Genomic DNA, 11,000 nt, shown 5'->3' with positions numbered 1-11,000 from the left:
CCCGGGCTTCCCGGGGCCGTTATGGTTTGTCAGCGCTCAGCGCTGGAAGGTCAGGTGTACGACTCCGCTTTCCGCCGTCTCTGCGCCGACGTCGTAACCGTCCTCGATGCCGCGCAGGCCGTCCCAGAGGCTGATGCCGCGGCCCAGCAGGATCGGTGTGATGCCCACGTGCATGCGGTCCACCAGCCCGGCTGCCAGGAACGACTTGACCACGGTGGGACCGCCGCCAATCCGCACGTCCTGGCCGCCGGCGGCATCGACCGCCCGTGCCAGCGCCTCTTCCGGTGACGCGGCGAGGAACTCAAAGCGTGTCCCGTCAGGCATATCGATGGGTTCGCGGGTGGTGTGGGTGAGGACGAAGACCGGGTAGCGGAACGGAGTTTCGTCGCCCCACCAGCCTTTCCATGCCGGGTCGTCGGGGAAGTTGTGCAGCCCGAACATGCCCGCTCCCATGATTTCGGCGCCGATGCCCTCGAAGTACGCCGCAGCGTATTTGTCGTCCACGCCGGTGGTGCCTCCGCCGGACTCATGCAGGACACGCTCCCGGAACGTCCGGGTGGCGGTGTACGGACCCACCAGCCGCGACCAGTCCTGACCGAACGGGTCCTCGGGAGTTTGATCCGTAGTGGTGGCGAACCCGTCCAGTGAGATATTCAAATCAACGCGGACAACCATGGGGAGCTCCTGTGGCGTGTGCTGTCGCCTCGAGCTTACCGCCGGGAATTCACAGATCAAGGGTGCGGGAACGGGCCGCACCGTCTGCCTGCTCAGATGGAAGCAGGCTGGGCTGCGGCTTTGACGGACACGATTTGGCGCACCACCGCACAGGCCTCACCGGAGCTGTCCGTAACCCGGACGTCCACGACGGTGGTGCGGCCCGTCCGCGTTACCTCGGCTTCGGCCCGAAGGACACCGCGTGCCGGCCGCAGGAAGTTTGTGGAGGATTGCATTGTTGCCGGCGCGGCTGCGGGGTCACCGGAGGCCATGACCGCCATGACTGCAGCGGCGACGTCCGCCAGGGCCATGACCGCGCCGCCGTGCACTCCGCCTCCGATGGTGCCGTATTCCGGCCGGTCGGCAAGCTGCGCCACCACGAGGTGCGGCGACAGTTCGGGAAAATCGATCTCCAGGAATTCGGCAAACGGAACGAGCTGTCGAATCATCTGAGGGGTAATGTCCATGGTTGTTTCCTCCGTGGTGAGCAGCGTGCGGCCTGAAAGGGGCCGGATTGAAGCGTACTCGGTGCCGGGAGGAGAAGGGCAACAAAAAAGAGCCTGCCGAATGACAGACTCTTTTTGTTTGGTCGGGGTGACAGGATTTGAACCTGCGACCTCGTCGTCCCGAACGACGCGCGCTACCAAGCTGCGCCACACCCCGTAACCACTGCTTTTTCGCCGGGTTTCCCCGCCGCTGAAGCAACTTTACAAGTGTAGACGATCACCGTGGATTCCGCGAAACCGGGCACTCCCGTCCTACACCAGGGACTCCTGCCAGGCGGCCTGCAGCTTGGCAAACCGGCCGGTGCCGCCGGTGAGCTCGGCGGGGGTGCCGTCCTCCACCACTTCGCCGGCGTGCATGACCAGTACCCGGTCGGCGATCTCCACGGTGGACAGCCGGTGCGCGATGATCAGCGCCGTCCGGTTGCCGAGCAAGGTCTTCAGCCCGTGTTGGACCAACCGTTCGCTGGGGATGTCCAGCGACGAGGTGGCCTCGTCCAGGATCAGCACCGCGGGATCGGCCAGGAAGGCCCGGGCAAAGCTGATCAGCTGGCGCTGTCCGGCGGAGACCCTGCCGCCGCGTTTGTTCACATCGGTGTCATAACCTTCCGGCAGGGCTTCGATGAACTCGTGCGCGCCCACCGCCTTCGCGGACGCAACGATCTCCGCTCGGGTGGCTTCGGGCTTGCCGAGGGCGATGTTGTCCGCCACCGAGCCGCTGAACAGGAACGCTTCCTGCGTCACCATGACCACGGCGCGGCGAAGGTCTCGCTGGGTCAGGCTCCGCAGATCCACGCCGTCGAGCAGCACGGACCCCTGTGACGGGTCGTAGAAACGGGCGATCAGTTTGGCGAGGGTGGACTTGCCGGCGCCGGTCTGTCCCACCAGGGCCACGGTCTGGCCGGCGGGAATGTGCAGGTCCATTTGCGGCAGGATCACCGGGCCGCCGCCGTAGCGGAATTCCACGCCGTCGAACCGGATGTCGCCCTTGGCATGCTCCAGCTCCACCGGATGCTTCGGCGGGCGCACGGTGGGCACTTCCTCCAGCAGGCCGGAAACCTTTTCCAGCGCCGCCGAGGCGGACTGGAACGAGTTGTAGAACATGGCCATCTGGTCCACCGGCTGGAAGAAGCGCTTGGAGTACAGCAGCAGCGCCAGCAGGGCACCCACCTCCAGGCCGCCGTCGAGCACCCGGAAGCCGCCCGCCAGAAGCACCACGGCCACGGTGGCGTTGCCGATCAGCACCAGCCCGGGCTGGAAGATGCCGTTGAGGTTGATGGAGCGGACGGTGGCTACGCGGTAATCCTCGGCCAGCTCGTCGTACTTCTCGGCGTTGACCTTTTCGCGGCGGAAGGCCTTGACCGCCCGGATGCCGGTCATGGTTTCGATGAAGTGCACAATCAGCTTCGCGGAGGTGACCCGGGAGGCGCGGTAGGCCAGCTGGGAGCGTTTCTGGTACCAGCGGGTCAGCAGGTACATCGGAACGAAGGCCACCAGCATCAGCAGTCCGGTGCGCCAGTCCAGCAGGAAGATGCTCACGGCGGTGAACAGCATGTACATCGCGCCGGATGCGAGGGAGCTGACGCCGGAGTCCAGCAGTTCGCGCAGCGCTTCCAGATCGGAGGTCTGCCGCGAAATGATCCGCCCGGAGGTGTACTTCTCGTGGAACTCCAGGCTCAGGCGCTGGGTGTGCCGGAAGACCCGCAGCCGCAGGTCCAGCAGCATGGCCTGGCTGAGCAGGGCGGTGGCGCGGACATAACCCGCGGTCAGCCCTGCTGCCAGCAGGGCCGCCAGCAGGTACGCCACTCCGGAAAGGATCAGCGGCAGGCTGTTGCCCGCCTGCAGATCCGGCAGAGCGTGGTCGATGCCGTACGCAATGATGGCCGGTCCGGCCACGCGCGCTGCCTGGGAGAAGACCACCAGCAGCACCGTGCCGATGAAGCGTCCGCGGTTGGGTCGGATCAGGGAGCCCAGCAGGGCCAGTGATCGGCGGCGGACGGCGAGGTTTTCTTCCCTGCCCAGGTGGACGGCGTCCTCGCCGGCGGTGCCCAGGCGGGCGGAGGCGTCGTAGTTTGGATCGGCGCCCCTGCCCGGCTTCGAGGGCTTGCGGGGCTGGACGGAATCTTCGGCGCCGCGGCGGACGGTGAAGCGGCTCATCGGATGATCTCCTCATCGTCCAGGCGCGGTGCCTCGAGGGCACCCGCTGCGTCGTCGGCTGCGTCCGCGGGCAGCGGGCCGTCCTCGAGTGGACTGTCCAGGTCTTCGGGTTCCGTGGGCAGGCTGGCAATCACGTACCGGTAGTGGTCGTTGCCGGCTAGGAGTTCGGCGTGCGTGCCGACGGCACTGATGCGTCCGTCCTCCATCAGGGCCACGCGGTCGGCGAGGGAAACGGTTGACGGACGGTGCGCAACCACCAGTGTGGTGGTGTCCGCGAGCACCTCGCGCAGCCGGCCTTCCACCAGTTCCTCGGTGCGCACATCCAGTGCCGAGAGCGGATCGTCCATGATCAGCACCGTGGGCCGTGCGGCGATGGCCCGGGCGAGGGCGACGCGCTGGCGCTGCCCGCCTGACAGACTCAATCCCTCCTCGCCGATGAGGGTGTCGGTGCCTTCGGGCAGCGAGTACACAAAGTCGGCCTGCGCCACGTCCAGGGCCTGTGCCAGAAGCTGATCCGCTTCGGCGGAGCTTGCCGGTTCGGCGCCGAGCAGCACGTTGTCGCGGACCGAGCTGGAGAACAGGGTCGTGTCTTCAAAGGCCACAGCCACGATGGTGCGCAGTTCTTCCAGATCCAGCTGGCGAAGATCAGTGCCGTCGATCCGGATGGAACCGCCGGTGACGTCGAACAACCGGGGGACCAGCTGCAGCAGGGTGGATTTTCCGCTGCCGGTCACGCCCACCAGCGCCATGGTCTCGCCGGGCCGCAGACACAGGGTCACGCCGTCGATCAGGTTTCTCGTGCCTTCTTTGGTGTCCGGGTAGGCGAAATGGACGTCGTCGAACACCAGCTCCCCGCGCACATCGTTCAGGTGCACCGGCCGTTGCGGGCTTTGAATGGAGGACTGCGCGTCCATGACCTCGTAATGGCGGTCAATTGCGGTTTTGGCGGTCAGGGTCATGGACAGCAGCGGGCCCACGGCTTCCACCGGCCCTGCGACGACGGCGGCAGTGGCAAAGAAGGCAACCAATGAGCCGATGCTGAGGTTGCCGTCCGCCACCGCAATGATTCCCACCACAAGGGCGACGGCGAGGGCGGCTTCGGGCAGCAGCGTCACCACGAGGGAGAACTTTGCCAGGGAATTTGCCTTCGACACTTCGGTTTCCCGCAGTTCCTGGGCCTGTTCCTCGAACGAATCCAGGGCCTCGCGGCTGCGGCCGAAGGCTTTCAGGACACGAATGCCGTGGACGGATTCCTCCACCGTGGTGGCCAGATCTCCGGTTTGGTCCTGGCTCTGGCGGGACACCTGCCGGTAAAAACGGTTGAAGCGGTAGCCGTAAATCACGATTGGAACGGCTGCAGCCATGAAGATCAGCGCCAGCACCCAACTCGTGAACAGCATGATGGTGAAGCCAACCACCACGGTCAGCGCCGTGACCACCAGCATGATGGCACCGAACGCCATCCAGCGGCGGACCAGGTTCAAGTCGCTCATCGCCCGCGAAAGCAGCTGTCCGCTGCCCCAGCGGTCGTGGAAGGAGACGGCGAGGTCCTGCAAATGCCGGTAGAACGAGGTGCGCATCCGGGTTTCCACCGTGGTGGCCGGTGCGATGACGAACTGGCGGCGCAGGGCAATGAAGCCTGCTTCGAGGATGCCCAAACCCAGAACGACGCCGGCCGCTCCCCACACAGCGGCAGTGGATCCGCCGGGGCTCAGCGAGGTGTTGATCAGCACGCGGAAGACCTGGGGAATGGCCAGGGCCATCAGGCTGGCACCGAGGGCGCAGAACAATCCGAGAATTAAGCGGGGGAGGATGGGCCGCAAATGCGGATAGAGCCGTGCAAGGGATTGCCACAGGGTTGTCTGCGCAGGCATGGAACCTTCTTGAGCGGGTGGAGGGTGCTGCAACAAGCAGAGTGTCCCTTTGAGGCTCAATCCTAAGCCCACTGAGAGGGGAGAATCGATGGGAATCCGGAGTTTGGCAGGGCAAAGGGGCACAAGCTCAGCACTCGATGGCTGTGCCGGGACGAACCGGGGAAGGAACTACGGCCGAGGCGTCAGCGTCAGCAGGACAGCCTCGGGGCGGCAGGCGAACCGGATGGGGGCAAAGCGGGAGGTCCCGATGCCGGCCGAAACGTTCATGGGGACCCGCTTCCCATTGTGCTCCCAGACGGCGAGGCCCTTCGCTAGCCGGGTGGGCAGGTCGCAGTTGCTGACCAACGCGCCGTAGAACGGTATGCAGACCTGGCCGCCGTGGGTATGGCCCGCCAGAATCAGCTCGGCGCCGCCGTCGGTGAAGTAATTGAGCACCCGCTGGTACGGAGCATGGGCGACGCCCACCCGCACTGCCGGAAGACCTGTGCCGGAACCGGGCTCCGGAAACCCGGGGTAAACATCGCGGTCCAGATGCGGATCATCCACCCCGGAGAAATCGAAGCGGACTCCGCCCAGCTCCTTGGAGTCCCTGCGGTTGGTGAGACCGGTCCAGCCCGCGTCCTCGAATGCGCCGAAGAGTTCGCCGAAGGGCAGCGCCGGCGGCTCCTTGGTGATCTTGGAAGGGCCGGTGAAATAGGTCAGCGGGTTCTTCGCCCGGGGACCGTAGTAGTCATTGGACCCCGGAACGTACACGCCGGGGAAACGCAGCAGCGGCTTGAGTGCTTCCAGAAGCGGCGGAACAGCGTCCACATGGCTCAGGTTGTCGCCGGTGTTGACCACCAGGTCCGGTTCCAACTCGGCCAGCGACTGTAGCCACCGCACCTTGATGTTCTGGTTGGGCACAAAGTGGATGTCCGACAGGTGCAGCACGCGCAGCGGGGCGCTGCCCGGAGGGAGGATCGCCACCGTCTCCTCGCGGACACCAAAGAGGTTGCGTTCAATCAGCGATGCATAGGCCAGCGCCGCCGCACCGGCACCGGCAGTGCCGCCGGCGATCCAGGCAGCGGAACGCAGGGCGGAATTCAAGGAAGAAGCAGCCACCGTTAGTCGCCGTCGTTCTTTTTGTCCTCGCCCTGGCCGCCGCCGTTGTCCTTGTCCTGATCGGCAGCAGGTGCAGCCGGTGCGGGAGCAGGCTTCGGCGGCGCAGCCACGGTGCCCATGATCGAGGCCGGCGGCGCGGTGAACGGGTTGGCCTCGTACTGGTCGGGGATCCGGTCGATGAAGTTCTTCCAGGACGGGCCGGCTATCTTCGAGCCGTCAATCTCGGGATAGACCTGCCCGCCGATCTGCTTGCCCTCCATTGAGCCCTGCTCGTTGCCCCAGACGTGGTTGCCCAGCCAGGAAGCGGTGACCATGCCCGTGGTGTAGCCCATGAACCAGGTCTGGGACCGGAAGTCGTTGGTTCCGGTCTTGCCGGCCACGGGCTTGCCGTTCTGCAGGTAGTAGCCGGAGCCCTTGGTCATGACCTGCTGCGTGGCTGCGTTGACGCCCTGGGCAACTTCCTTCTTCATGACCTGCGTGCACTCTTGGGCAGGTACCTCGAACGTCCGTCCGTCCGCTGCCGTCACCGATTCCAGGGCGCGCGGTTCGCATTTGAGGCCCTCGGCCGCAAACGTGGCAAAGCCGGTGGCCATGGCCAGCGGGGAGGCGTCGCCGCCGCCGCCGAAGGACGCTGGCGGAATGGACTCAAGCGGTTCGTTCTGGCCGCTGGAGCTCTTGCCGTTGTGGATACCCGAAGCGAAAGCCATCTCCTGGAACTTGCAGAGATCCAGCTGGTTGATCTCGGCCATGGTGATGGTGTTCAGGGAGTTCGCCAGGCCGTCAATCACCGTGGTGTTCTTGTAATTGGTGTCGCCGTAGTTGATCGGCGTCCAGGCCTCCGGAATGCCGTACCGTCCCCCGGGCCAGCAGCTGGCGTTCCAGGTATAGCCCGCCGGGTAGGTGCGCTTGCTGCCGTTCAGCGTGGTGTTGAGGGTTTTTCCTGCATCCAGCCAGGCGGCCACGGTGAAAGGCTTGTAGGTCGAGCCCGGCTGGAAACCACCCATGCCGCCCAGCGGCTTGTTGGGGTCGCCGTCCTGGTTCACGTCCACGTTGAAGTTCAGCACCGAGTTGCCGGCGCCTTGTTCAGGCGTGTAGCGCGTGTTCTGCGCCATGGAGAGGATCTTTCCGGTCTTGGGTTCCATTGACACCATGGAGTGGCCAATCTCGGGGTCCGTCGTGTCCGGATTCGCGGTCTCATTGACGGCGGTCTGCGCGGCATTCTGGATCTCCGGATCCAGGGTGGTGTTGATGGTCAGGCCGCCGCGGTAGAGCAGCTTCTGCCGGTCTTCAGTGGTGGCGCCGTACCTCTCGTCGTTGAGAACCAGGTGCATGACGTAGTCGCAGAAATAAGGCGCCTGAACAGCGCCGGTGCAGTTGCTGGGGACCGGTGTGAGGTTCAGGCCCAGATCGGTGGCGACGGCGGCGTCGTGCTCTTCCTGCGTGATCCGTCCCTTGTCGAGCATGGCGCGGATGACAACGTTCCGCCGTTGCAGGGACAGTTCCGGGTTCCCCGTGGGGCTGTAGACGGAAGGACCGTTGACGACGCCGGCCAGCAGGGCTGCCTGCGGGATGTTCAGCTGGGAGGCATCTACGTTGAAGAAGTACTTGGCGGCGGCCTGGACACCGAAGGTGGTGCCGCTGAAGGGCACGATGTTGAAGTAGCCCTCAAGGATCTGGTCCTTGGAGAGCTGCTTTTCCACGGCAATGGCCAGCTTCATCTCCCGCAGCTTGTCTCCGTAGTCCTTGTTGCCGGAGAGCACCACCTCTTTGTCGTTCTGCAGGTTGGTGTCGATGATGACGCTGTTCACGTACTGCTGCGTGATGGTGGAGGCGCCGCGGTTCGTATCAGAGGTGAGGTTGGAGGCCAGCGCCCCGATCACGCCCTGTACGTCCACTCCGCCGTGCTCGTAGAAGCGGTCGTCTTCAATGGCCAGCATCGCATCGATCATGGCGGGGGACACCTGATCCAGCTTGATCGGCTGGCGGTTCTCCTCATAAAGGGTCGCGATGAGGGAGCCGTCATTGGCATAAATCTTGGATGGCTCTGCCAGCGCTCCGGCCTGCAGTTCCGAGGGAAGGTCATCAAAGAACTGGATGGATCCGGACGCGGCTGTGCCCGCGGCGGCGGCGGCGGGCACCAGGAGACCCGCGGCCAAAACACCACAAAGCGCACTGACGCCAAAGAAGGCGACGATCTGGCCGAGGGTGGTAGCCGTATCAAAGAGGGGAGATTTGCGAGCTGCCATGCGCATCAGTCTACAAGCACGCGTTAGTCTTTGGATTATGAGCAAATGGGAATATTTCATAACGCCGCTTCCTCTTCACACGCCGGGAGCTGTCCTTAACATGCACGGTGAAGAAGGTTGGGAACTCGTCCAGATCACGCCCGCCCCGAACGGGACGGGTGCCGTGGCCTACATGAAGCGCGAGAAGTCGCAGTGACCGAGCGGGACGGCGCTGTTTCTGCCGTTGAGCGGAGGCTGGCGGAGCTGGGCGTGGAACTGCCCGACGTCGCAGCGCCCGTGGCTGCCTATGTGCCCGCAGTGGTCACCGGCAACTACGTTTACACCTCCGGGCAACTGCCCTTCGTCTCCGGCGTGTTGCCCGCTGCCGGCAAAGTTGGCGCGGAAGTGCCGGCCGAGGACGCAGCGGGATACGCCGCAACCTGTGCCGTGAATGCGCTGGCTGCCATCAAGGCCCAGATCGGTGATTTGGACCGCATCAGCCGCATCGTCAAGGTGGTGGGCTTCGTGGCATCGGATCCGTCCTTTACCGGACAGCCTGCCGTCATCAACGGTGCATCGGAACTGCTGGGGAAGGTCTTCGGTGAGGCGGGAGCACATGCCCGCTCCGCCGTCGGGGTGGCCGTGCTGCCGCTCGATTCCCCCGTCGAAGTAGAAGTGATCGCTGAATTTGCCTAATTCATCAGTACGGCTTTTCCCGGTTCCCCCGTATCTTCGGGGAGCCGCGGAGAGCTGGTTTGAACACGGTGACCGGGCACCGCGCAAACCCCGCCTCGCATCCTCCGTGGTGCTGGTGCGGGACGCTCCGCGCGGCGCCGAGACCTATCTGGCCTACCGGCGCGGCGAGTCTCCGCTGGGCAGGGTGGCGTTTCCCGGCGGCAGCATAGACGCCGTGGATGACGACCCCGTCACCTGGTTCGGGCCGACTCCGGCGGCGTGGGCCAAGTCCCTGGGCGTCGACGACCCCCGGCTGGCACGGCGGCACGTGGTGGCCGCCATCCGGGAACTCTTCGAAGAAACCGGCATCCTGCTGGCGGGACCGGATGAGTCGACGCTGCTGGAAGGCAACCGCGGGCCGGAATGGATGGCCGCGCGGGCTGCGATTGCCGCGGGGGACAAGTCCTTTCCGGAGCTGCTGGCACGGCGGGGCCTGGGCCTGCGCACGGATCTGCTCCGGCCGCTGTCCAACTGGCAAACAGCAGATTTTGCGCTGCGCCGCTTCGATACCCGTTACTTTGCCGTCGTTCAGCCCATGGGGCAGGAGGCCTCGCTGCTGGAGGGCAAGGGGAGCTGGGGGCAGTGGCGCTCGGCCGCGGAGGAAATAGCAGCACGCAACACCACGGCCCTGGGCGATGAGATCGGGCTCCCGGACACCACCGGGCTCACCCTCTCTGAACTTACGGTGCCTCCGGTGGAACTGGTGCTGGAAAAGCTGGCCGGTGCCCGGGGATGCATTGCCTACCTGGCGTCCCGCCGCCCGGCGGCTGTCTTCCGGCCCGAACTGGTGCAGGCAGACGGCGGGTACTGGCTGTCCGTTTCGCTCAGCGGCGCCGGGGAAGGCTCGGCCCAGCACGGGCGCTGACTCCTGCACGCCCCTGAACGCAAACGACGTCCAACCGAAAACGACGGCGCCGCCCCCGGTAAGGGGAGCGGCGCCGTCGTTCGCTGTCAGGCGGTTCGAAAAGACCTAGCGGGAGCGCTGGCGCAGCCGCTGCACGTCCAAAATGACGACGGCGCGGGCTTCCAGGCGCAGCCAGCCGCGCTGGACGAACTCGGCCAGGGCCTTGTTCACCGTTTCACGGGACGCGCCGACCAGCTGGGCCAGCTCTTCCTGGGTCAGCTCATGCGCCACCAGGATGCCGTCAGTTGCGGGGCGGCCGAAGCGGTCCGCCAGATCCAGCAGCGCCTTGGCAACGCGGCCGGGAACGTCCGAGAAGACCAGGTCCGCAAGGGACTCGTTGGTGCGGCGCAGGCGGCGGGCCAGGGCCTGCAGCAGCTGCACCGACACCTCCGGGCGCGTTTCCAGCAGCGCCTTCAGGTTGTCGTGCCGCAGTCCCGCCAGGCGGGTTTCCGACACCGCGGTGGCGGTGGCGTTGCGGGGGCTCGGATCGAACAGTGCCATCTCGCCGAAGAGCTCGCCCGGGCCGAGGATGGCCAGCAGGTTCTCGCGGCCGTCGGGTGCCGAGCGGCCCAGCTTAATCTTTCCGGACACGATGAAATACAGCTGGTCGCCCTGGTCACCCTCGCGGAAAACTGATGCGCCGCGCGAAAGGTCGACCTCGGTCAGCTCGTCGGTCAGAGCTGCGAAGACGTCGTCTCCCAATGAGGCGAACAGTGGCGCACGGCGCAGTACCTCGATATCCATGAAATCTCCTGTAAATAGTTGTCCCTTCCATTATCTTCTCGCA

10 protein-coding genes and 1 tRNA gene are annotated in these 11,000 nt (G+C 65.4%); 3 read left to right on the top strand and 8 right to left on the bottom strand.

All coding sequences use genetic code 11. The features are described 5' to 3' along the window. Window positions 1–36 precede the first annotated feature (36 nt). From MUG94_RS15085 to MUG94_RS15055, 7 genes are all read right to left on the bottom strand, one after another. On the bottom strand, window positions 37–675 hold the full coding sequence (locus MUG94_RS15085) for a dihydrofolate reductase family protein (protein ID WP_227907005.1): 639 nt from the start codon (window positions 673–675) through the stop codon (window positions 37–39). A gap of 92 nt (window positions 676–767) precedes the next feature. Beyond that, entirely contained in the window at window positions 768–1,181 is a 414-nt protein-coding gene (locus MUG94_RS15080; RefSeq protein WP_227907004.1) for a PaaI family thioesterase, read from the bottom strand. Window positions 1,182–1,300: 119 nt separating this feature from the next. Beyond that, window positions 1,301–1,377, bottom strand: a tRNA-Pro gene (locus MUG94_RS15075). 95 nt (window positions 1,378–1,472) lie between these two features. Continuing rightward, window positions 1,473–3,374, bottom strand: coding sequence for an ABC transporter ATP-binding protein (locus MUG94_RS15070; protein ID WP_227907003.1), 1,902 nt, complete (start codon window positions 3,372–3,374; stop codon window positions 1,473–1,475). Next, window positions 3,371–5,248 (bottom strand): ABC transporter ATP-binding protein, encoded by a 1,878-nt coding sequence (locus MUG94_RS15065; RefSeq protein WP_227907001.1) that lies wholly within the window; start codon window positions 5,246–5,248, stop codon window positions 3,371–3,373. Before MUG94_RS15065 ends, MUG94_RS15070 begins: the two co-directional genes overlap by 4 nt. A 168-nt stretch (window positions 5,249–5,416) precedes the next feature. Then, window positions 5,417–6,349 carry a metallophosphoesterase gene (locus MUG94_RS15060; protein ID WP_227907000.1) on the bottom strand — a complete coding sequence of 311 codons (933 nt, stop codon included), beginning with the start codon at window positions 6,347–6,349 and terminating at the stop codon, window positions 5,417–5,419. Between the two features lie 2 nt (window positions 6,350–6,351). Then, window positions 6,352–8,595, bottom strand: coding sequence for a transglycosylase domain-containing protein (locus tag MUG94_RS15055; protein WP_227890531.1), 2,244 nt, complete (start codon window positions 8,593–8,595; stop codon window positions 6,352–6,354). A 37-nt stretch (window positions 8,596–8,632) separates the two neighbouring features. Here MUG94_RS15055 and sp36 point away from each other — a divergent pair, with 37 nt between their 5' ends. From sp36 to MUG94_RS15040, 3 genes are read left to right on the top strand one after another with little or no spacing between them, the layout of a single operon-like run. After that, window positions 8,633–8,791: a Sp36 family protein gene (gene sp36, locus MUG94_RS15050; protein ID WP_146067190.1), complete on the top strand. Its 159-nt coding sequence runs from the start codon at window positions 8,633–8,635 to the stop codon at window positions 8,789–8,791. After that, entirely contained in the window at window positions 8,788–9,270 is a 483-nt protein-coding gene (locus MUG94_RS15045) for a RidA family protein (RefSeq protein ID WP_227890530.1), read from the top strand. The genes sp36 and MUG94_RS15045 overlap by 4 nt, the downstream gene beginning before the upstream one ends. After that, window positions 9,263–10,174 (top strand): NUDIX hydrolase, encoded by a 912-nt coding sequence (locus MUG94_RS15040; protein ID WP_227890529.1) that lies wholly within the window; start codon window positions 9,263–9,265, stop codon window positions 10,172–10,174. Before MUG94_RS15045 ends, MUG94_RS15040 begins: the two co-directional genes overlap by 8 nt. A gap of 105 nt (window positions 10,175–10,279) precedes the next feature. On the opposite strand, the gene MUG94_RS15035 is transcribed toward MUG94_RS15040, so the two are convergent. Further along, window positions 10,280–10,957 carry a Crp/Fnr family transcriptional regulator gene (locus MUG94_RS15035; RefSeq protein WP_104053107.1) on the bottom strand — a complete coding sequence of 226 codons (678 nt, stop codon included), beginning with the start codon at window positions 10,955–10,957 and terminating at the stop codon, window positions 10,280–10,282. Between the last annotated feature and the right edge of the window lie 43 nt (window positions 10,958–11,000).

The sequence above is a fragment of the Arthrobacter gengyunqii genome (genome assembly GCF_023022985.1).
Lineage (GTDB): Bacteria > Actinomycetota > Actinomycetes > Actinomycetales > Micrococcaceae > Arthrobacter_B > Arthrobacter_B gengyunqii.
The sequence above is the reverse complement of the archived record's forward strand: the minus strand, read 5'-3'. Positions and strand labels throughout refer to the sequence as shown.

Excerpts from the sequence above, each read along its gene's own strand:
- MUG94_RS15085 (WP_227907005.1), bottom strand. The coding sequence starts at position 675 with ATGGTTGTCCGCGTTGATTTGAATATCTCACTGGACGGGTTCGCCACC.
- MUG94_RS15080 (WP_227907004.1), bottom strand. The coding sequence starts at position 1,181 with ATGGACATTACCCCTCAGATGATTCGACAGCTCGTTCCGTTTGCCGAA.
- MUG94_RS15070 (WP_227907003.1), bottom strand. The coding sequence starts at position 3,374 with ATGAGCCGCTTCACCGTCCGCCGCGGCGCCGAAGATTCCGTCCAGCCC.
- MUG94_RS15065 (WP_227907001.1), bottom strand. The coding sequence starts at position 5,248 with ATGCCTGCGCAGACAACCCTGTGGCAATCCCTTGCACGGCTCTATCCG.
- MUG94_RS15055 (WP_227890531.1), bottom strand. The coding sequence starts at position 8,595 with ATGGCAGCTCGCAAATCTCCCCTCTTTGATACGGCTACCACCCTCGGC.
- sp36 (WP_146067190.1), top strand. The coding sequence starts at position 8,633 with ATGAGCAAATGGGAATATTTCATAACGCCGCTTCCTCTTCACACGCCG.
- MUG94_RS15035 (WP_104053107.1), bottom strand. The coding sequence starts at position 10,957 with ATGGATATCGAGGTACTGCGCCGTGCGCCACTGTTCGCCTCATTGGGA.